18 protein-coding genes and 2 tRNA genes are annotated in these 20,706 nt (G+C 42.7%); 10 read left to right on the forward strand and 10 right to left on the reverse strand.

The genetic code is table 11. The features are described 5' to 3' along the window. The first annotated feature begins 257 nt into the window (after positions 1-257). Entirely contained in the window at positions 258-410 is a 153-nt protein-coding gene (locus M0221_RS09220) for a hypothetical protein (RefSeq protein ID WP_483283639.1), read from the forward strand. 151 nt (positions 411-561) lie between these two features. On the opposite strand, the gene copM is transcribed toward M0221_RS09220, so the two are convergent. The 4 genes from copM to M0221_RS09240 all read right to left on the reverse strand — a co-directional run bounded on the left by copM (position 562) and on the right by M0221_RS09240 (position 3,617). Continuing rightward, positions 562-1,302, reverse strand: a complete 741-nt coding sequence (gene copM / locus M0221_RS09225) for a CopM family metallochaperone (protein WP_483283640.1) — start codon at positions 1,300-1,302, stop codon at positions 562-564. Between the two features lie 59 nt (positions 1,303-1,361). Beyond that, entirely contained in the window at positions 1,362-2,006 is a 645-nt protein-coding gene (locus M0221_RS09230; RefSeq protein ID WP_483283641.1) for a DUF411 domain-containing protein, read from the reverse strand. A 128-nt stretch (positions 2,007-2,134) separates the two neighbouring features. After that, the gene (locus M0221_RS09235) at positions 2,135-3,085 is read right to left on the reverse strand and encodes a DMT family transporter (protein WP_483283642.1); all 951 of its coding nucleotides are present in this window, start codon (positions 3,083-3,085) and stop codon (positions 2,135-2,137) included. 43 nt (positions 3,086-3,128) lie between these two features. Then, positions 3,129-3,617, reverse strand: coding sequence for a M48 metallopeptidase family protein (locus M0221_RS09240; protein ID WP_201532215.1), 489 nt, complete (start codon positions 3,615-3,617; stop codon positions 3,129-3,131). Positions 3,618-3,930: 313 nt separating this feature from the next. Here M0221_RS09240 and M0221_RS09245 point away from each other — a divergent pair. From M0221_RS09245 to M0221_RS09255, 3 genes are all read left to right on the forward strand, one after another. After that, positions 3,931-4,006, forward strand: a tRNA-Asn gene (locus M0221_RS09245). Between the two features lie 193 nt (positions 4,007-4,199). Then, complete coding sequence (locus tag M0221_RS09250; protein WP_011514160.1) at positions 4,200-4,529, forward strand: hypothetical protein; 330 nt, start codon at positions 4,200-4,202, stop codon at positions 4,527-4,529. A gap of 203 nt (positions 4,530-4,732) precedes the next feature. Beyond that, positions 4,733-5,464: a hypothetical protein gene (locus tag M0221_RS09255; RefSeq protein WP_483283643.1), complete on the forward strand. Its 732-nt coding sequence runs from the start codon at positions 4,733-4,735 to the stop codon at positions 5,462-5,464. An 82-nt stretch (positions 5,465-5,546) separates the two neighbouring features. On the opposite strand, the gene M0221_RS09260 is transcribed toward M0221_RS09255, so the two are convergent. From M0221_RS09260 to M0221_RS09270, 3 genes are all read right to left on the reverse strand, one after another. Beyond that, positions 5,547-5,637 (reverse strand) — tRNA-Ser (locus M0221_RS09260). A 92-nt stretch (positions 5,638-5,729) separates the two neighbouring features. Beyond that, positions 5,730-6,905, reverse strand: a complete 1,176-nt coding sequence (locus M0221_RS09265) for a type I glyceraldehyde-3-phosphate dehydrogenase (protein ID WP_483283644.1) — start codon at positions 6,903-6,905, stop codon at positions 5,730-5,732. A gap of 300 nt (positions 6,906-7,205) precedes the next feature. Beyond that, complete coding sequence (locus tag M0221_RS09270) at positions 7,206-9,146, reverse strand: AAA family ATPase (protein WP_483283645.1); 1,941 nt, start codon at positions 9,144-9,146, stop codon at positions 7,206-7,208. A gap of 283 nt (positions 9,147-9,429) precedes the next feature. On the opposite strand from M0221_RS09270, the gene exaC reads away from it, so the two are divergent. From exaC to M0221_RS09285, 3 genes are all read left to right on the forward strand, one after another. After that, positions 9,430-10,956 carry an acetaldehyde dehydrogenase ExaC gene (gene exaC / locus M0221_RS09275; RefSeq protein WP_483283646.1) on the forward strand — a complete coding sequence of 509 codons (1,527 nt, stop codon included), beginning with the start codon at positions 9,430-9,432 and terminating at the stop codon, positions 10,954-10,956. A gap of 109 nt (positions 10,957-11,065) precedes the next feature. Beyond that, positions 11,066-11,392: a DUF779 domain-containing protein gene (locus M0221_RS09280; RefSeq protein ID WP_483283647.1), complete on the forward strand. Its 327-nt coding sequence runs from the start codon at positions 11,066-11,068 to the stop codon at positions 11,390-11,392. Between the two features lie 205 nt (positions 11,393-11,597). Further along, positions 11,598-13,241, forward strand: coding sequence for a GMC family oxidoreductase (locus M0221_RS09285; RefSeq protein ID WP_483283648.1), 1,644 nt, complete (start codon positions 11,598-11,600; stop codon positions 13,239-13,241). Between the two features lie 48 nt (positions 13,242-13,289). Here M0221_RS09285 and M0221_RS09290 read toward each other — a convergent pair whose 3' ends face one another. Beyond that, positions 13,290-14,306: an NERD domain-containing protein gene (locus M0221_RS09290; protein ID WP_483283649.1), complete on the reverse strand. Its 1,017-nt coding sequence runs from the start codon at positions 14,304-14,306 to the stop codon at positions 13,290-13,292. A gap of 257 nt (positions 14,307-14,563) precedes the next feature. Between M0221_RS09290 and M0221_RS09295 the strand changes: the two genes are divergently transcribed. Then, positions 14,564-15,166: a YceI family protein gene (locus M0221_RS09295; RefSeq protein ID WP_263241736.1), complete on the forward strand. Its 603-nt coding sequence runs from the start codon at positions 14,564-14,566 to the stop codon at positions 15,164-15,166. 83 nt (positions 15,167-15,249) lie between these two features. Here M0221_RS09295 and tkt read toward each other — a convergent pair whose 3' ends face one another. Together tkt and serS are read right to left on the reverse strand one after the other, a co-directional pair. Next, on the reverse strand, positions 15,250-17,247 hold the full coding sequence (gene tkt / locus M0221_RS09300; RefSeq protein WP_483283650.1) for a transketolase: 1,998 nt from the start codon (positions 17,245-17,247) through the stop codon (positions 15,250-15,252). 312 nt (positions 17,248-17,559) lie between these two features. Continuing rightward, entirely contained in the window at positions 17,560-18,846 is a 1,287-nt protein-coding gene (serS, locus tag M0221_RS09305; RefSeq protein ID WP_483283651.1) for a serine--tRNA ligase, read from the reverse strand. A gap of 450 nt (positions 18,847-19,296) precedes the next feature. On the opposite strand from serS, the gene M0221_RS09310 reads away from it, so the two are divergent. Then, positions 19,297-19,959: a YcxB family protein gene (locus tag M0221_RS09310; RefSeq protein WP_483283652.1), complete on the forward strand. Its 663-nt coding sequence runs from the start codon at positions 19,297-19,299 to the stop codon at positions 19,957-19,959. A gap of 241 nt (positions 19,960-20,200) precedes the next feature. Then, positions 20,201-20,686 carry a Dps family protein gene (locus tag M0221_RS09315; protein ID WP_020444039.1) on the forward strand — a complete coding sequence of 162 codons (486 nt, stop codon included), beginning with the start codon at positions 20,201-20,203 and terminating at the stop codon, positions 20,684-20,686. Positions 20,687-20,706 lie beyond the last annotated feature (20 nt).

Below are 20,706 nucleotides of genomic sequence, written 5' to 3' on the forward strand. Positions count from 1 at the left end.
TATACTCCTTTTTTCTGTCATATACTAAGCGTGGTTTTAGATAATCGTAACCAGTTATGTGCTCTAACATCAGCCACTACAATATTCGTCATAGTTACTTATCTAGCGGTTACTTTAATAAAATCATCTCTACCGTTTTATCAGCAGAGCACCTATGTTAACAGGCACTATTTATTATAATGTATTAACAATAAAACCACTGATTGCGGTAGCGATTATTGCCAGACTGAATAAACGATCAAGGAAGAGGATTTGTTATGAAAATGACTTCTAAAGATAACGTACACTCATTGATACCGACCATCCACTATAATACTGGCTGTACCTGCCCAAAGTGCGGCTGTAGCGCGGCATCAACTTGTGATAAATGTGATCGCTGTTCGAAATGCTGTGAGTGTGGTGAAAAGTAGTTATTCTTACCATAGCCTTTTGAGCTACTGACATCGAAAAAGCAGCCTCTAGAGGCTGCTTTTTTATACTTCGAATTGCAAAATACTTAGTAAATAAAGGGTCTACATTTCATTATATTAAGGTTTAAGTATTAAAGTTTAGGTGTTAAATTTAACTTTTATTTGCTGCAATCCAGCTTTGCATCTGCTCAATCTCTGGCTGTTGTGCATCGATAATTTCTTGCGCCAGTGTACGCATCTCAGGATTTTTACCATATTTAAGCTGTGTTGCTGCCATATCGACTGCCCCAACATGATGAAGTAACATGCCACGAGCAAATGCCATGTCTGGTACTGGGTCAGCAATACCTTTCATCATGTCACCATGCATCGCATCCATACCCTTAGCATAAGCTTGCTGCATGGCTTTAGTATCCGCTGTTGGTATTTTGCCATCAGGATTGTTGGCAAGCCATGTTTTCATCTGCTCGATCTCAGGCTGCTGGGCGTCGATTATTTCTTGCGCCAGTTTACGCATCTCTGTATCGGTGCCGTATTTTAATTCAATCTCTGCCATGTCTACCGCGCCAACATGATGAGCAAACATGCCTTGAGCAAATGCTGCATCTGGATCGTTATAATCCATGCCAATCATCATCTCTTCATGCATCTTGGTCATTGAGTCAGTGTAATCTTTCAGCATAGCTGCCATTGGTGTGCCGTCAGCGACCATAGTGCCTGCACTCATATCATGACCCGCATGCGGGTCTGCTGTAGTATTTTCTTGTACAGCCTTTTGCGATGCAGCATCTTCTGGGGCAGTCACGTCAACCTTATCATTGGCTGGTTGACAGGCGCTTAGTGCCAATAGGACACTAGTAGCGAGAGCAAAGGTGCTTAATTTATTATTCATGGTACCGCCTTGGCTAATAACGATTTAATTTAGGTATTACAAAGCAAAAAAGCGCTAGCTTATAGCTGTTGCTCGGTTGAGACAATACCAGCATAGACCTCAGTAGTGCCGTCTTTATTAAGCTGCATAATCCGATAAGGCGCAAATTTATTTTGATACTCCATACCTGGGCTACCAACTGGCATACCAGGTACCGCAAGACCTAGGGCTTGTACTGGTGGGTTTTCTAAAAACTGCGCCACATATTTGGCTGGTACATGACCTTCAAAGACGTAACCGTCGGTTGTGACAGCAGTATGGCAAGAGCGCATCTCAGTTGGCACACCGTAGCGCTCTTTAAATACTGCCAAATCCGTAACATCGTGCGCAGTGGCGCTCAGACCATTATCTTCTGCATGGCTTATCCAGTCTTTACAGCAGCCGCAATTGGCATCTTTGTAGACCGTTGCTGAGACGTTTTTTAATAAATCTGGATTGCTGGCTGGCGTTGTTATTGCCGATTCCGTTTGAGCGTTTGATTCAGCAACATTTGCGGTGACTGCTACGCCATTGTCATTTTGTAAGGAGCTTGCATTGGACGCGCTACTGTCAGGTTGGCTACAGGCGAATAAGGCGGATGCAGCAACTAACCACACGGTACTTTGCAAGAGTTTATAAGAATGACGTTTGAAGGTAGGGCTAGAATCGGATGTAAAGGCGTTCATAATGCGATCTCATGTATTTTTTGCATTATACCAAATAACACTTATACTCAATCAAGACAGTTAGGCGTTTAACACAGTGACTTTAACAAAACATGACATTCAGATAACAATGCTGGCAGGTTGGCATGTCATTCACTTACTGACCCTTTCTTTGCTCTCATCATCTTTACACCACCATAAGTGACCAATATTACCCCCAGCGCGATTAATGAAGCGCCTAGGATTAGCCCTTCTGGTGGGCTTTCATTTTGTAAAAAAATAGCAATTGGCACACCGACTACCGCCCCTACTGCCCCTAATAAGCTCAGCAGCACAGGACCGCCCGTTTTTTGCAGTAAAAACAACAGTAAAAACTGTGCAGCGAATACAAATGCTTGTAGCACAATTACACCAAGCGGTAAAAGCGCTGTCATCGGAACCGCTAAAGAGTAATGAGGAACGATACTGACCAGAGCTAGCAATCCTGATGCAGCAATCAGCATACCAGGCGCAAGCGCACTAGCAGAGAGATTGGCTGGCCAATATAGCGTCCGATAAATATTACCAATGGCAAGCAAAACAGGACCACAAAGCGTCAAGACGATCCAAAACACACTGGCATCTGGCGCAGAAAACTTACGTGCTGCCAATATGCCCGCTCCCGCAAGTGCTGCGATCACGCCAAGTGCGCGAAGCCTAGTAAACGGCTCAATACGCAACACGATGGCGGCAAGATAAGTAAGCAGCGGTGGCAAGGAGATAATCAAGGCGACAAAACTTGCGCCAACGTGTGGAATCGCTGAGAAAAATATTAAATTGGAACCTGCAACACTGACCAATGCTGCAACAAAATAATAGCTGAGGATAGGTTTATTTAAAGGCGGTAGCTCACGACGCCACAGTGCATAAATAAATAAAATAACTGCGGCACCTGTAATAGACCAAAACAGAAATGCCAGTGGCGTCAGACCAATCTCGCCTGCATATTTTGCCAAATTGGTAGAAATGCCGATTAAAGCGCCGCCAGCGAGCAGACAAAGCATAGGAAGGAGCCATGTTTGCTTATGGCCTAAAGTCCCTTGTTGCGCTGACGACACCATAGCTTATCCTATTCATCCACCTTATTATGCCAACCACGATAGATTAGCATTCGCGCCATTGCAACCACAAACGCGTATCCAGCTCCAACTGATGATAATCAGGCTCCATATGACAGCAAAGCTGATAGAACGCTTTGTTATGCTCCTGCTCCTTAAAGTGCGCCAACTCATGAACAACAATCATCCGCAAAAACTCAGGCGGCGCCTCTTTGAATAAGCTTGCGACCGTAATGCTATTATGCGCCTTAAGCTTGCTGCCTTGCACGCGAGACTGATAAGTATGAATACCCAGCGCATGTTTGAGCACGGTGAGCTTACTGTTATAAGTCACTTGAGACAATGGATTGCTTTTACGCATATACTGATTTTTTATGTCATTAATATAATGATATAACGCTTTGTCGTTTTGGATTTGGTGTCTCTCGGGATAGTTTTTATCCAAATAATCGCCCAGTTTGCCACTACTAATCAACATGGCAGCTTGATTTTGGATATTCTCAGAATAATGAGCAATATATTTTAAGGTGGTCACTGCTTTTGTCCTTTATCTTTATGCGCGATATTTATCTATATCAATTATACGGTAAGGATATTTTTTTGCTTTAATAGTTTGCTCAAATAGATAGTGGTTGTTCTATTATTGAGTCATCAACATGTTATTAAAGTAGATAAAATAATGGTGTTATGGTCGATATTTAGACAATTATGATTAGATTTATAATTAATCTCATAATAAGGTTGACAGCTCATGACTACTTGGCTAAAATGTGCCCCACATAACGCAAACAAGACAAGCAATTGGGCATATTAAAGCCTTTGTAAAACTTGATGTTATTACCAATTATTCTCCAATAGCTCAGTTGGTAGAGCAACGGACTGTTAATCCGTGTGTCCCTGGTTCGAGCCCAGGTTGGAGAGCCATATACGAAAAAACCTTCATCACTTATTTGATGGAGGTTTTTTTTGGCTTGTATTTATTAGTCCTTTATTAATATGGCTATTAATGCAGCTTCGGTGTTCTTTTGGCGACTTTTGTTGTATGGTAAGGGTAGATATGACTAAGTCAGTTTTGCTTGAGTGCTTTATTCCTACTCACTAATAGTAATGGTTTATTATGATACCTGCACGTATAAAAAATAAGTTTTCTGATCATCCGCAAAAAATCATGCGTCCTATCAGTATTCGCCTCTCTGAAGAGATGATTGAGCTTTTAACGGCGACCGCATCAGAGCTTGGATTTAAGCGTATTCAAGGCTTGATTCGCCTATATATTCGTCAAGGTCTTGATCGTGACCATCAAGACTATACGCTTGCCCATGATGAAGTTTTTATTGAGACATTACGCAAAAAAGGCGTGAGCCAGCGTATTATTGATGAGGCGATTGTGGTGACTCACAATAACAATATCACCCATTCATTGTCTGATCTGCAAGAAAATAAATAGCAGTAGCATTTGAGTGTTTAACCGCTTGAGTAGCTAATACTCGAAGCCTTAATAAAGACTAAGTTACCCTAACGGTGCTTGGTCTTTTTTTGCGATTGATAATACTATACTCACCTTTATTTAGCGATAAATAAACATACACAACTGTGAGATACAATACATTAAGATAACAACTATCACGGCTCATATGGAGGTATCAAATAATGGGTTTATACAAACGTTTAAACAAAATTGTGTTATTGACTGTGAGCTTGGGGCTGTTTCCTGCCCTGTACGGTTGCTCGCAGCCGCAAGTGGATCCTAGCCAGCAAACCATACCGACCAACTCTGATCAGTGGCAAAAGACACTGGGCGATACCTTCGAGCGTCTACCTGAAGCAGATAGAAAGCTGCTAAGTCGTTATATGCTGCGTATGAAGCTTAGTAGCGCCTATGAATCAGGCGCGATGCCGCGTATTACTATTAAACAAGCTTTGATGCAACAGCGCGAATATGAGCGCCTACATCCAAACAACCCAACGGGTAAGAAAAGTCCCATTGTAACCAGTCAAAAGCTCGAAACTGCCAATCACCTCAATTATCCTGTTGCCCTATTACCAGTCAAAACCAGCGATAGTGATAGCTTAAACCAAGTCAAGCTACAGTTTATGCTGTCAAATCATGGCAAAGTAGCTATCGAAAGTTTTCAAGGTACTCTCACGATGAAAGAGAAACGTTTGACCAAGAATAAACGCTTCAATGTGCCATTAACCCAGTTTGAGCCGCCTATCGCTCCAGAACAATCTGGCAAGATAATCATTGAGAGCAGTATCGAAGACATCAATGTTATGCGTGCTATTAAAAATAACACAGGCGTGAGCATTGAAATCACTGAAGGTAAAATGATATTAGCGGATGGGCAGGAAATCGAATTTGACGAGTTACTAGCCAAATAAAACAAAGGTTTTAAACTCGATAGCAATATAAAACAGCAATATAAAAAATCCCCAATCATTACTGATTGGGGATTTTAGAATTTGGCGGAGACGGAGAGATTCGAACTCTCGAAGGGCTATTAACCCTTGTCGGTTTTCAAGACCGGTGCATTCAACCGCTCTGCCACGTCTCCATTTGTGCATCATTATAGCGATCTGAAATGAGAATGCAAGCAGTTATGTCAAAAAAATTAAATTATTTTTGAAACGGCTTATAATCATAAATCTAAAGCTTGTTTGAAGCAAGATGCAAGCACATATCTAGCATGCGATTGGCATAGCCCCATTCATTGTCGTACCAAGCAAAAACCTTGTATTGATTACCGACTTGCATCAGTTGTTGCCCATCGATAATCAATGATTCAGTCTGATGGATAAAGTCACTTGAGACCAGTGGCTCCTCCGTATAGTCCATGATCGTCGATAAATGCGCCTGACTCGCTGATTTTAAAACGTCACGTATCGCTTCAATACTGACATTTGGCGCCTCAAATACAAATGTCACATCAATCGCAGCAACATCAATAGTTGGCACTCTTATTGAATGACCATTTATCTTACCCACCATATTTGGTAACACGCGCTCTGTCGCAGCGATACTGCTTGAAGTCGTTGGAATGATATTATAACCAGAGGCGCGCGCACGCCTTAGGTCACGGTGCGCTTGGTCAAGTACAGTTTGATCAGCCGTCACTGCATGAATCTCAGTCATCATCGCCGACTCAACGCCAAACGCCTTATCAAGGGTATCAATAAGCGGTACGAGCGCCTGAGTGGTACAAGAGACGCTAGAGATAATAGGCAGGTCACGCGTCAAAGCATCGCTATTGACGCCCATCACGATACAAGCATCGACATGGTCAAAGGGTGCGGCACCGATAATCACTTGTTTGGCGCCCGCCTCTATATGCAAGCTTGCCTGCTCATATGAGCGATAGTGTCCGGTGCACTCAAGTACCACATCGACCTGCAACTCTTTCCATGGCAGTGTCTCTGGGTTTTCTCTTGATAATAAACGAATGCAGTAAGTAAGATTATTTTTGGTCAAGCACAGCTGAATATCATTTTTTGCTGTCGCACAGGGCTTTTGCTGATGATCGGTGTAGCCATCTTGTACGATATCCGCTGTCACGCCAAGCTGGCTCAAACGCCCATGTGTGCTATCGAATCTAAGTAAATGTAATAAGGTTTCGGCAGGCGCTAAATCATTAATCGCGACCACATGAATAGCACGTCCTAGCACCTCAAAGCGCTCTAATAACGCACGCAATACATTGCGACCAATACGACCAAAACCATTGACAGCCACTCTCAAAGGCTGAGTCTGGTCACTGGTCTTATGAAACCCTGCTGTAGCAGGATTAGACGTCAAACGGTAGGTAGCACTAGAAAAATCAGGCATAACAAGTTATCGCTGTAATAGAAATAAAAAATGAAGGCTTAAATTGAATGCCATCGGCTGATCAAAAAAGCGCCACGCAAAATATAGTCGTTTGCGAATAAAATAAATACAAATGTTATAAGGTACTACTGGGGTTAATTTTTCTTGCTTGCTGTGCCTACGCAGACAGAGGCTGCGAATAATTAACCTCAGTAGCTCTGCACCCTTTTAAAATTGAATTAACTATATAGGCAGTCGCGAATAAAACAGTTGCAGATAAAAGAGTCATCTTTTAAAAAGTTATTTATGACTTCAGAATGACTACGGAGTAATAAATATCAATGCCAAACGAATGGTATTGTAATCAGCGCTTTGTTTTAAATGCTCAAATATCGGACGCAGCTTAATACTACCATCATCATTAAAATCATTTGGGTTATTAGCAACTTTAATCGCCACATAGGCATTACCCACTGCCGTCATAACCTCATCTTCTGGACGCAAATGATCACAAGCGAGGCTAGGGTCTTGAGATTTCAGCTCAGCAATATGGCGCATAATGGTAGACTGTGACAGCTGCCGTGCTTGCGATATTTCCGCGATAGATAAACTTTCTTCAAGAAGTATTCGTGTGGCAAGTAAGGTACTGTCTGACTTATCAGACACTTGATTGCCAAGTTTCTGCTTTTTGTCTATTTGTGCTTGATTTTGTTCACGGCGCTTTGTCTGTAGGTTTGCGTAGGCGTCAATCACTGACTTGCTTAATGTACCGCCCGATTTTAAAATAAACTTCTCATGTGCCTGTGTCATGCTCTCTTCATCAAGCATTGCATAATTGGCATCCGCTTCATCAGACAGCACTAAAAAGCGCTTATCTGCACCGCGTGCCAGTGGGTCAAGCTGCAAGCTCATTTCATTCATACCGAGCAACTGCAGACCTGCCAGCGATTTTAACCGTGATAACGCCACATATCCTTGCCCAAGCTCAAAGGTACGTGACAAGTCAATCTCAGCAGCTTCAAGCGTCATACCTTGCGACTTATGAATGGTAATCGCCCAAGCTAGACATAATGGCACTTGCTCATAGCTTGCGAGCACATCGCCCGTCTCGTCCTCGATAATCCATTCTTCCGGTTCAGCGATAACCTCACGCCCAGTATTTAACCTAACCACTGGCATTTTTTGTGTCGTCGGCTTTTTAATTTTTGCTTTGTCTTTTTTGGCTTTTTCTTTTGCGCTTTTGGCAGCCTGCTTATCGTTACCAATATCACTGTCTTTATCGCTACCAATATCATCGTCTTCGATTAAATCGTCACTATCGTCCTTGCTATCATCAATTTTGACAGCAGCAAAGCCAATCAGCTCACCCATCGTACCGTTAGACACGCCAAGCTCGGTATTGTTTTTGATAAACATCACTTTTGAGCCAACTTTTAATACCAAGTCATCTTGAGTACGAACCGTCTTCTTTAGCGTCTCAACCAGTTTACTATCGCCAACAGACGTGGCTTCAAAGCGCATCATCTCGCCAGATAAATCAGCCAACTCTTTGTCATTGATTTTATTGACGTTGAGATTGTGCGTATAAAGACGCGTACGCTTAATATCGACGTTTTGATCAAAGGTAGCTTCTAAGGCAGCAATCGCCTCAAAAGTCACTTCTTGACGACGGATTTGATTGAGAATATCGTCCAAATCAAGCCCACCATTCGCCGCTTCACTGACCTGTCGATGTTGCTCAGATAGGTAGCAGATGTGAAACTTGGCATCGAGCCAAGCTTCCGACATAAAAGCAAACTTCTCACGATTGCTCTCGCCCTTGCTACCAATCGGTGGTAACTGAAAAAAGTCGCCTGCAACAACGACTTGGATACCACCGAAAGCTTTGTCATTTTTGCGTACATGCTTAAGCACTTGGCTGACCAAATTAATCTGCTTGGCATGCAGCATGGATATCTCATCGATGATAAGTACCGCGGTGTCTTTTAATCTATCTGCCAAAAACTGCTTACGTGATAAATTGGTCAAGTCGCGGTCAGACAGTTCATCCTTAATACCAATGCCCGACCAACTATGAATGGTCGTGCCATTCATATGAGTGGCGGCAATGCCTGTACTCGCAGTCACAGCAACAGGTACACGGCGCGCGCGTAGATAATCGATATATTGGTTAAGTGTATAAGTCTTACCTGAACCTGCTGAGCCCGTCAAAAAGACGTTTTGACCTGTTTTTAAAATATCAAGAGCAGAAGATTGACGCATATATCCAAACCAACCAAGAGTATAAGAAAGAAAGCTGACAGGATTAAATTCATAACCATGACGAGCTAAAAGTATTTGACCTTAATTATAACAGCTACATCCATTTTGCGAACCACTTTAACCGTCCTACCTCGCATAACTTTAAGTTATGTGATACAAAGCATATCATTATAAAAAGTCATTATCGCTTGGAGCCAAAGCTCAGTACGATAGAGTCATAGCTTGGTCGGGATGACCAAGTATTTATGTTAAAACAACCATAATACACAACAAGGAATCGTTCATGTTATACGCTTATCCCAATACTGAAAACAGTCTCGTCCAATTCCGCGAAAAATATGATAACTTTATCAATGGTGAGTGGGTCGCGCCAATCGATGGCGAGTACTTTGACAACTCAAGTCCAATCGACGGTAAAATCTTCTGCCAGATCGCACGCTCAAAAGAAGCAGATGTCGAAGCAGCGCTAGATGCGGCTCATGCTGCCAAAGATGCTTGGGGCAAAACCAGTGTCACTGAACGCTCTAATATGTTACTTAAACTTGCCGACGGTATCGAAGCCAATTTAGAGGCTATCGCTATCGCCGAAAGCTATGAAAACGGTAAACCAGTACGTGAAACTCTAGCCGCAGATATTCCAATCGCCATTGACCATTTGCGTTACTTCGCTGGTGTGATTCGCGCGCAAGAAGGCGGCATTAGCCAAATTGATGAAGATACGGTCGCCTATCATTTTCATGAGCCACTTGGCGTCGTCGGTCAAATCATTCCTTGGAACTTCCCTATTCTAATGGCGATCTGGAAAATTGCTCCTGCTCTTGCAGCGGGTAACTGTGTCGTTCTTAAGCCTGCCGAGCAAACTCCTGCTTCTGTTTTGTATATGCTTGATTTAATAGGCGCAGCGGACATTCTTCCTAAAGGTGTTCTTAACGTCATTAACGGCTTCGGTGTTGAAGCTGGTAAACCAATTGCTTCTAATCCCCGTATCGATAAAGTGTCCTTTACCGGTGAGACCACCACTGGTCGCTTAATTATGCAATATGCCAGTGAAAATATCATTCCGGTGACTCTAGAGCTGGGTGGAAAAAGTCCGAATATCTTCTTTGCCGATATCATGGATGAAGACGATGATTTCTTAGACAAAGCCGTCGAAGGTTTGGTAATGTTTGCGCTAAACCAAGGCGAAGTTTGTACTTGCCCATCACGCGCGCTCGTACACGAAAGCATCTATGATGAATTTATGAAACGCTGTATCGCCCGCGTAAAAGCTATCAAAATGGGCAACCCGCTCGATACCGACACCATGATTGGCGCACAAGCCAGCTCAGATCAGTTAGAGAAAATCCTATCTTATCTTGATATCGGTAAAAAAGAAGGGGCAAAAGTCCTTGTCGGTGGTGAGCTTGCTAAACATGATGGTGACATGGCAAACGGTTATTATGTGCAGCCAACCATCTTTGAAGGCACCAATGATATGCGTGTATTCCAAGAAGAAATCTTTGGTCCTGTGCTAGCTGTTACCACCTTTAAAGACGACGAAGAAGCGATGGCGCTCGCCAATGATACTTTATATGGTCTTGGTGCTGGCGTCTGGACACGTAATGGTACTCGCGCTTATCGTTTCGGTCGTGGTATTAAAGCCGGTCGCGTTTGGACGAATTGCTATCATCTCTATCCTGCGCATTCAGCGTTTGGCGGTTACAAACAATCTGGTATCGGCCGCGAAAACCATTTAATGATGCTCGATCATTATCAGCAGACCAAAAATATGCTGGTATCATACAGTCCTAAAGCGATGGGCTTCTTTTAATCTAAAAACATGTACTGATTTTAGATAAATAAATGCAATCTATCGTAAGGTAGATTGCATTTTCGCTTTAGTAAAGCATGAGCTATCCATAAATGATAAGGAAATTATTATGAACGTCACGGCGACAGAATCGTGTAAAGAGCTAATCGAACTATTAAAATCCAAGCATGGCGAATTGATGTTTCATCTATCAGGAGGCTGCTGCGATGGCAGCTCACCTATGTGTTATCCATTGGGCGAATTTAAAGTAGGCGGACAAGATGTGCTGGTCGGTGAGCTCAGCGGCTGTCTGTTTTACATGGGCAAACCTCAATACAAATTGTGGCAGCATACCGATCTGACCATCGATGTTGTCAATGGACGTGGTGCCAGTTTTTCACTTGAGATACCCGAAGGCAAGCGATTCATTGTGCGTTCAGAAGTCTGTGCGGTCTAACATTTAATAACAGACAATAAGATATCAGACTTACTACGCTACCCTTTTTATTACCTAAATAATTGATATATATGAAAATTTATAACAACCTTATACCTTGTAGTCATTTTTACTTCATTATTGCAGCAAAATAATAGATACTCTAAAGCGTAAGCTATTTCAATAAATACGTTTTAATGAGCATGGATGCTACAGGGAATATAAAATGGAACTTGATGGAAACTTTGATTACGTCATCGTTGGTGGCGGTTCAGCTGGCTGTGTGCTTGCCAGCCGATTAACAGAAAACCCAGACATCAGTGTCTGCTTGTTAGAATATGGTGGTGAGGGCAAAGACTTGGCAGTTCGCGTACCTGCTGGACTGATTTTGATGGTGCCGGGCAAGCCACTAAAATTAAACAATTGGTGCTTTCACACTACTCCGCAAACACATCTCAATAACCGACGCGGCTTTCAACCGCGCGGTCAATGTTTGGGTGGCTCCTCCGCTATCAATGCCATGATTTATACGCGTGGCAGTGCGCTTGATTATGAACGCTGGGTTGAGCAAGGTTGCACAGGCTGGGGTTTTGATGATGTACTGCCTTACTTTATCAAATCAGAAAACAATATCCACGGCGCGGACGAGCTGCATGGTGATAGTGGACCACTGCATGTCAGTGATTTACTAAGTCCACGAGATATCTCAAAAGCCTTTGTAGAAGCTGCTATTGCCAATGGTTTAGATCAAAATGATGACTTTAACGGCAAAAAACAAGACGGTGCAGGATTATATCAAGTCACGCATTTTCATGGGGAAAAACAAGGTCAACGCTGCTCTGCGGCAGCGGCTTATCTGCATCCAGTACAAAGCCGACCTAATTTAACCGTTATCACCCACGCACAAGCCAATCGCGTCATCTTTGATGGCAAGCAAGCGACTGGTGTGGTCTATGAAAAGGATGGTGTCGACCATACCGTGATGGCACGTCACGAAGTCATCTTATCAGGTGGTGCTTTTGGCTCACCCAAAGTTCTGATGCTATCAGGCATTGGTCCTGCTGAACATTTGCAGTCTCATGGCATCGATGTATTGGTAGATGCACCCGACGTTGGCGGTAACTTACAAGATCATTTAGATGTCGTCTTTGATTACGAGGTCAATACTACCGATGTCATCGGTCTTGGTATAGCAACTATTTCAACCTTGACCAAAAGTATTCGGCAATGGCGAAAAGATGGCACAGGTCTGTTATCTACCAATTATGCAGAAGCAGGCGCGTTCTTTAGTGTCGGTGACGACCCACAAGAATGGCCAAATACCCAGCTGCATTTTGTGATATCTCGCGTGATTGAACACGGACGTGATCTTAGACGGGGTTTTGCCGTTTCTTGTCATACCTGCTATTTACGCCCTGAAAGCCGTGGTACGGTCAGACTCGATTCTGCCAATCCCTCTGACGCCGTATTAATTGATCCAAACTATCTCTCGCATCCGAAAGATGTAGAGTATATGGTTGCTGGTGCAGAGCGTACGCGCGCCATTATGCAAGAGTCGCCAATGGCTGAATACATCACTGAGGACTACCCTGCCCCCTATATCGAAAAAGACGGTATGCTTGGCTATATCCGTAATAAATCAGATACTATCTACCACCCTGTGGGCACTTGCCGTATGGGCTCAGACAGCGATTCAGTCGTTGATTTAGAATTAAAAGTACGTGGCGTAAATGGATTAAGGGTCATCGATGCTTCAGTGATGCCAACCTTAATCAGTGCCAATACCAATGCACCGACGATTATGATTGCTGAAAAAATAGCAGACCTTATCAAGGCGAATCACGTGCATGCTGAGTCAGTCCCTGCTTAACAGAGTTTAAGATGATTAATTGAGCCCAAAATCAAGTTTCATTTGGGCTCAATTTGTATTGACTACTCCGCGACATTTTGGAAATTGGCTACAACCAAAAAAGGTCTGCCCAAGATGTGCGCCTTTTTTTGCAACGCGTTTGACCATCTCACTATTACATCTCGGGCAAGTTGGTGCTTGGATGAAATTAGCTATATTGTCTATCGCCACAAGTGTCGCAGGGTAATGCACTTGTGGCTCAGTCTCTATAACCTCAAAGGGTGTGAGAAAAACCTTATCAGTAATATCATGCGGCGAACTTATCTGCTGAGTACTCAAACTATCAATTGGTAAATCGCTAGATTCAATCTCAGTTTGACCAGACCATCGATGCACTTCTCTGCTTTTCAGCCTGGCTCGTTTAGCCGTTTCTTTTACTATCGGTTCAGATGTAGACTTATCAATAGTTGTAGCAACTGACTTACCATTCGAGTTATTGCTAGACGACTTGCTTGGATTGCTATGCCTATCCTTTAAGTACGCTTTATGGGCTTGATTGGTGCGCCACGACTTACTAAATCTATTGCTTTCAATCTGAGCAACGATGGATGTGACCTCGTCTTCAGTAAGTATCTCATCCTGCTTTCTTTTAATATAAGACACCATCCCACTCGTCAATACGTGCTCCGGTAACTCATCGCGAGTTTTTAGCTCACATTCACCGATGAACGCAATCATCGAATGAAAGTAGCTCATATCTAATGCTAATAAATCCGCGAGCGTTTTAATATGCAAATAATTCTGACGTAATGGGTTTTGGAATTTATACTTGCGACCCATAATGACTTGCGTCCACTGTCTTTGCGCCTCATTACCAAATATCCAGCCTTTATAGTTTTTGGTTTCGATGACAAAGATGCCGTATTTAGAGACAATGACATGGTCAATTTGGGTACTACCACCATTGGCTAATGGCAAAGTGATATTATTTAAACGGTGATAAAGGTCTTTTTCTAGCTTTAACCACATGGCAACATTAATGACTGTTTCGCCTAAGACACCTTTGAAGCTGGACATGAGGGACATAATCGTCTTCCAATAAAAAAGATAAAAATACTTATAATTAAAATAGTATGCTGTCTGTCTTAAACCATTTACCTAACACGCCTCAAGCGCTTATAACTTTAATAGTACATTGAAATCGCTTAATTGTAGTAGGATATCGCCTTACTATAGTCGATTGATTTTAAAAAGAATAGAGCACGGATTAATTACTATAGAACCACTTAAATTAAATTATTTTAACTACTGATATACCTCCTATTTCTCTTTGGATCAGACATATGACCACACCTGTCACCTCTTTGCTGAAAATCACACTCAGCAGCTGCCTACTATTATCATTACCAGTCATGGGATTGGCGGCGACCGTTCCGCAAAAATGGAAACTAGACGTCCCAAAGACCAATGTCGAGTTCGAGGTCAAGTATTTGGGTAAAGCCACGACTGACGGCAGGTTCAATAAGGTCAATGGAGCCATCAATTATGACGTCAATAAACCTGCAAGCACGACCATTAATTTTACCGTTTTTACCAATAGTATCGATACTGATCGTAGCTTGAGAGATTCATTTTTGCGCCGAAAAGAATTGCTGAATACGAAACAATATCCGACGATGACTTTTGTTTCTAAAAAAGTCAGCATGATAAATGCTAAGGAAGCCAATGTGACCGGCGACTTTACAGTGTTGGGTCAAACCAAACCTTTGACGGTGAGAGTAACGTTATCAGATGTAGAGAATGATCCTATCACCTCTAGACCTACCTTAAAATTTCGCGCGACGGGCTTGGTAGATCGTTACAACTACGGGGTTACTGCTTTTCCAAAAGTGATTAGCAATATCATCCCACTTGAGATATCAGGGAAACTGATTGCTGCTAATTAAGCTCTGAAAGACTTAAAAGAACATAAAAAAAAGAGTTGCTAGAAATCCTAGCAACTCTTTTTTGTTTGAGCAGTTTTAAATACTTACACCAAGCTATTCACCGCATCAACCACGGCTTCAGTAGTAATACCAAACTCTTTGTATAGCTCATCAGCAGGCGCTGATTCACCATAAGTCGTCATGCCAATCACTTTACCGTCTAAACCAACGAACTTATACCAGTAATCGACATGTGCCGCTTCTACAGCGACGCGGGCACGGATATTGGCTGGCAATACCGCTTCACGATAGCTAGTATCTTGCTCGACGAAGATTTCTGCACATGGCATAGAGACCACACGTACACCGACGCCATTTTCGCTCAAGGTCGCGTAAGCTTGCATAGCAAGACCGACTTCTGAGCCAGTTGCGATGATAATCGCTTGTAGCTCGCCTTGCTCTTTTGCAAGTACATAACCACCTTTGGTGATATTAGCAACTTGCTCAGCATCACGTGCTTGATGTGGCAAGCTTTGACGGCTGAAAATCAAGGCAGATGGATTATTTTCTGATTTAATTGCCTCAACCCAAGCGCTTGCTGATTCGGTCGCATCACAAGGACGCCATGTACGTAGATTTGGCGTGGTACGCAAGCTGGTTAATTGCTCAACTGGCTGATGCGTTGGACCATCTTCACCCAGACCGATTGAGTCATGGGTATAGACATGGATCACACGCTGCTTCATGAGCGCGCCCATACGTACCGCATTACGTGCGTATTCCATGAACATCAGGAAGGTGGCAACATAAGGAACAAAGCCACCATGTAACGCGATGCCGTTAGCAATCGCCGTCATACCAAATTCGCGCACGCCATAATAGATATAGTTGCCAGCGTCGTCGTCTTGGATACCTTTGGCGTCTTTAAATAGCGTGAGGTTTGAGCCTGCAAGATCTGCTGAACCGCCAAGCAATTCTGGTAATAATGGCTGTAAGGTATTTATGGCATTTTGGCTGGCTTTACGACTGGCAACATCACCGCCCTGCTCTTGAGTTTGCTGGATATACTCTTGCGCTTTTTGCTCAAAATCAGCTGGTAATTCACCCTCTAAACGACGAAGTAACTCAGTTGCTAACTCTGGATAAGCCTTCTTATAAGCGTCAAAGTTCGCGTTCCAGTTTTTCTGTAAGACGTCGCCTTTCGCTTTACCATCCCACGCTTGATAGATTTCATCATCTAGCTCAAACGGCGCATGCGTCCAAGATAATGCATCACGGGTTAAAACGATTTCATCATCGCCAAGTGGCGCACCATGACTGGCTGCTAAGCCTTGTTTGTTTGGGCTACCAGCGCCAATAGTCGTTTTGCAAATGATTAAGCTTGGCTTAGTCGTCTCTTTAATCGCTTGCTCAGTCGCTTGCGTAATCTCATCGGTATCATGACCATCGACCTTGATAACTTGCCAGCCATAAGATTCAAAGCGCGCTTGCGTATCATCAGTGAACCAGCCGTCGACATCACCATCAATTGAGATGCCATTGTCATCATAGAAAAATACCAATTTGCCAAGCTCTAACGTGCCAGCCAATGAGCAGACTTCATGACTGATGCCTTCCATCAAACAACCATCGCCTAAGAAGGCATAAGTATGATGATCGACAATATTATGACCATCACGATTAAATTGCGCTGCCAACGTTTTTTCTGCAATTGCAAAACCAACCGCATTGGCAATACCTTGCCCTAATGGACCAGTGGTGGTTTCAACACCTGGCGTATAGCCAAGCTCTGGATGACCCGGCGTTTTCGAATGTAATTGACGGAAACCTTTTAGGTCATCAACGCTAACGTCATAGCCTGATAAATGTAGCAACGAATAGATCAGCATCGAGCCATGACCGTTTGATAAGACAAAACGATCACGGTTGTGCCAGCTTGGGTCAGCAGGATTATGCTTTAAAAACTTGCGCCACAAAACTTCGGCAATATCAGCCATGCCCATTGGTGCACCCGGGTGCCCAGAATTGGCTTTTTGAACCGCGTCGAATGACAGTACGCGGATGGCATTGGCTAATTTACGTTCGCTAATTGGAGCTGGCATAGAGTGTCCTAATATTCGGGTAGAAGTATGGAGGATAAGAGGAGAGTTTACTCAGAGGGTCATAAAATAAGGACGCAATGGGCGCCCTTAACGAATAATCTGTAAATACAGGGGTAATATTAACATATTTGCACTCTATCTAGCGCAAAAATGCGCTGACAGAACCGTTCGTATTTAATAATAATTTGTATCAGTTTTATCAATTTGACCGATACTTACTGCAATAAAACACAATCGGCGAGCCTGAATACCAACTCACTAATTGCATCACTCATCAAATAACTATATGTCAAAAACCCACATATCAAAAAACTATAATAAAATGGTGTCAGCACCGCCCATAAACGGACGCAATACTTCTGGAATCGTAATACTACCATCAGCATTTTGATAATTTTCCATCACTGCCAATAATGTACGACCGACTGCCAAACCCGAACCGTTTAAAGTATGTGCAAGACTGGTTTGTTTGCCATCCTTAACACGTGTACCCATACGGCGTGCTTGGAAATCGCCGCAGTTTGAGCAGCTTGAGATTTCACGATAGGTATCTTGGCTTGGTAACCAGACTTCGATATCATAAGTTTTTTGCGCGGCAAAACCCATATCACCAGTGCACAATTTGACAGTACGATATGGCAAATTAAGCTGCTGTAAAATAAATTCTGCTTGTCCAGTCATCGCTTCAAGCAACTCATCTGACTGCTCAGCTGTGGCGATATTAACCATCTCGACTTTTTCAAACTGATGCTGACGGATCAGACCACGGGTATCGCGACCATGCGAGCCGGCTTCACTACGGAAACACGGCGTATGAGCGGTGAACTTTAATGGCAGCTCTTTGATGTCCAAGCGCTCACCACGTACCAAGTTGGTCATCGGTACTTCTGCAGTTGGAATCAGATAAAAATCCATGTCATCATTATTCGTATGATTGCCTAGCTTAAACAAATCATCTTCAAACTTTGGCAGCTGACCCGTGCCCTTTAAGCTTTCAGAATTAACAATATACGGTACATAGGTTTCAGTATAGCCATACTTCATCGTATGGGTATTGAGCATGAATTGAATCAACGCACGATGCATCTGCGCTAATTGTCCTTTTAAGACATTAAAGCGACTTCCTGTAAGCTTGGTTGCTGCTTCAAAATCGAGCATACCAAGTGTCTCACCAATATGCGTATGATCTTTAATCTCAAAATCAAACTCACGCGGTGTGCCCCATTTGCGTACTTCGACGTTATCGTCTTCTGATGTACCAACTGGCACATCTGCTGCTGGGATATTTGGAATTTGCATTGCCGCTTGGCTAATGCGCTCTTGTAAGGTACGTAGCTCGTCTTCAGCTGTCTTAATCTCACCACTGACACTTTGCATCTCAGCAAGCAACTCACTAGCATCTTCGCCAGATTTTTTGAGCGCTCCAACTTGTTTTGCGCCTGTATTACGGCGCGACTGCAACTCTTCGGTCTTTACTTGTAGCGATTTACGTTCGTTCTCAATATTTTGCCAGAACGCTATATCAAGCGTATAACCACGGGTGGCCAATTGCTGCTGTAAATCTGTCAAATCGCCGCGTAAGAGTTTTGGGTCTATCATAGTAGGTGCCTGTCGCGCTAAAAGTGGATAAAAGGTGTGAAAATAATGAAAATCTGAGCTCTATAGCCTGATTTTGCTTAAAATTAGGTGGTAGCCGCTATAATACCAAGCTGCGGCTGTTTTGACCATGTTTTGGCAGTTTTTTGCTCATCTCTTGACTGAGTTTTGAACTTCTATTCTCTTAATCTTTACATAGGAAATAGTTATTCGTATTAACGTGCTAATAATATAACTTAAGGTCGCAAGCTCTCTATAAATGTGACTTACCTTTACTAATGGCTTAAATATGGTGTCTATTAGCGAACAGAGTGGCTTATATGTTTCATTTAAGGGCGATTTTCGGTAAGATAAGCGTATATCTTTATTCTATTTCCAGCCAAATATTACCTTGTTGTCGACGTTTGGCGCTTTTAATTTAACGTTTTCACTATAAGTCTTTGAGAAACCTTTATGGCTCTGTACCCCTACACGCTGCAACCTGTTGCCTTAAACCTAACCGAGGCAGAATTCCACCAAGCACAGTATGAGCTATTTTCTAGTGCCAGCCCGTCATTTGGTCTGTTGAGTATCAAGCTTAAAGAATGGATTATCATGGCAGTCGCTGTAGTTTTAGCCGTTGCTGGGCTGGTTTTTTTGACCGGTTATTCGACCATTATTTTTTGGCTGATGCTAGCAGCCGTTGTTATTTACCTACTGGTTCGTACGCTTGGTTTTAAATGGTATGTGAAAAGAGAGTTTGAAAAGCAAGTCGCTGAGCAAGAAATGCCTGATGAGATGCGCCAAATGAAACTAGGTGTACAGAAGCATGGTCTGGTAATGGCAGTGCCGGTCAATCAGTCAGATATGTTTAGTAGCAATCAGATGCGCGGTATGCAGATGCGTGCAGGCAGCACCCAACAAGCGGTGATTCCTTGGAGCGCTGTGAAGAGCTGGGATGAGACCGACGACTATATCTTTATGATGTTTGAGATGAAAGGTCAGCAAGGCAGTCAGATTATTCCTAAACGCTTGCAAGCTCAAAAATTCCCTATCGATACAGTACGCCAGCATTTATTAGAAGTAGTCGCAGTAAAAGGTCTGAACTCTGAAAGCTTACAGATACCTGCTAAATAGGCTTATTGCTTTCTGTTAGACCAAGGATTTAGTTGTTTTATAAAATATATTACAAATTTTAATTTGATTAATTTAACTTATTTTTGCATGCTTGCTACAATAGCAAGCATCAAAGGTTGAGTAACGCGTAGTAAGCGGTTATTTAGGCTTTAGTTTAATAATCGCTCGCTATAAATTGCTTAAGTTTAAAGGTTTAATAACTTGATGTTTGAACCCTACACTCAATGAAAAGGATAATATAATGAGTAACAATAATAACGACACTAACCAGATCGGTCTAGAAAAAGCAGATATGAGCGAAGTCATCAGCAAGTTAAATGGTCTGCTATCTAGCTATCATATGTTTTATATCAATGTTCGTGGTTATCATTGGAACGTCAAAGGTGAGCATTTCTTCACTTTACATCCAAAGTTTGAAGAGCTATATACCGCGCTGCAAATCCAAATCGATGAAATCGCTGAACGTATTTTGACCCTAGGCGGCACACCGTTACATGCTTATAGCGATTTTGCTGAGCATACCAGCATTCAAGAAGATAAGAACGTTAAAGACGGCACTACTTGTGTTAAAGGCGTTGTGACAGGTTTACAAGAGCTCATTGAAGAACAACGTCAAGTATCGACTCTAGCAGCAGAAGCAGAAGATCAGGGTTCAGCCGATCTTGTTGATGCTTATGTACAAGAGCAAGAAAAATTAATATGGATGTATAATGCTTTTTTGGGCTAAAAGCTGAATAGTCACAAAAT

The sequence above is a fragment of the Psychrobacter sp. ANT206 genome (assembly GCF_056880555.1).

What these genes read in the sequence shown, in the direction of transcription:
- M0221_RS09220 (WP_483283639.1), top strand. Translation starts at nt 258, where the DNA reads ATGAAAATGACTTCTAAAGATAACGTACACTCATTGATACCGACCATC.
- copM (WP_483283640.1), bottom strand. Translation starts at nt 1,302, where the DNA reads ATGAATAATAAATTAAGCACCTTTGCTCTCGCTACTAGTGTCCTATTG.
- M0221_RS09230 (WP_483283641.1), bottom strand. Translation starts at nt 2,006, where the DNA reads ATGAACGCCTTTACATCCGATTCTAGCCCTACCTTCAAACGTCATTCT.
- M0221_RS09235 (WP_483283642.1), bottom strand. Translation starts at nt 3,085, where the DNA reads ATGGTGTCGTCAGCGCAACAAGGGACTTTAGGCCATAAGCAAACATGG.
- M0221_RS09250 (WP_011514160.1), top strand. Translation starts at nt 4,200, where the DNA reads ATGATACCTGCACGTATAAAAAATAAGTTTTCTGATCATCCGCAAAAA.
- M0221_RS09255 (WP_483283643.1), top strand. Translation starts at nt 4,733, where the DNA reads ATGGGTTTATACAAACGTTTAAACAAAATTGTGTTATTGACTGTGAGC.
- M0221_RS09265 (WP_483283644.1), bottom strand. Translation starts at nt 6,905, where the DNA reads ATGCCTGATTTTTCTAGTGCTACCTACCGTTTGACGTCTAATCCTGCT.
- M0221_RS09270 (WP_483283645.1), bottom strand. Translation starts at nt 9,146, where the DNA reads ATGCGTCAATCTTCTGCTCTTGATATTTTAAAAACAGGTCAAAACGTC.
- exaC (WP_483283646.1), top strand. Translation starts at nt 9,430, where the DNA reads ATGTTATACGCTTATCCCAATACTGAAAACAGTCTCGTCCAATTCCGC.
- M0221_RS09280 (WP_483283647.1), top strand. Translation starts at nt 11,066, where the DNA reads ATGAACGTCACGGCGACAGAATCGTGTAAAGAGCTAATCGAACTATTA.
- M0221_RS09285 (WP_483283648.1), top strand. Translation starts at nt 11,598, where the DNA reads ATGGAACTTGATGGAAACTTTGATTACGTCATCGTTGGTGGCGGTTCA.
- M0221_RS09290 (WP_483283649.1), bottom strand. Translation starts at nt 14,306, where the DNA reads ATGTCCCTCATGTCCAGCTTCAAAGGTGTCTTAGGCGAAACAGTCATT.
- M0221_RS09295 (WP_263241736.1), top strand. Translation starts at nt 14,564, where the DNA reads ATGACCACACCTGTCACCTCTTTGCTGAAAATCACACTCAGCAGCTGC.
- tkt (WP_483283650.1), bottom strand. Translation starts at nt 17,247, where the DNA reads ATGCCAGCTCCAATTAGCGAACGTAAATTAGCCAATGCCATCCGCGTA.
- serS (WP_483283651.1), bottom strand. Translation starts at nt 18,846, where the DNA reads ATGATAGACCCAAAACTCTTACGCGGCGATTTGACAGATTTACAGCAG.
- M0221_RS09310 (WP_483283652.1), top strand. Translation starts at nt 19,297, where the DNA reads ATGGCTCTGTACCCCTACACGCTGCAACCTGTTGCCTTAAACCTAACC.
- M0221_RS09315 (WP_020444039.1), top strand. Translation starts at nt 20,201, where the DNA reads ATGAGTAACAATAATAACGACACTAACCAGATCGGTCTAGAAAAAGCA.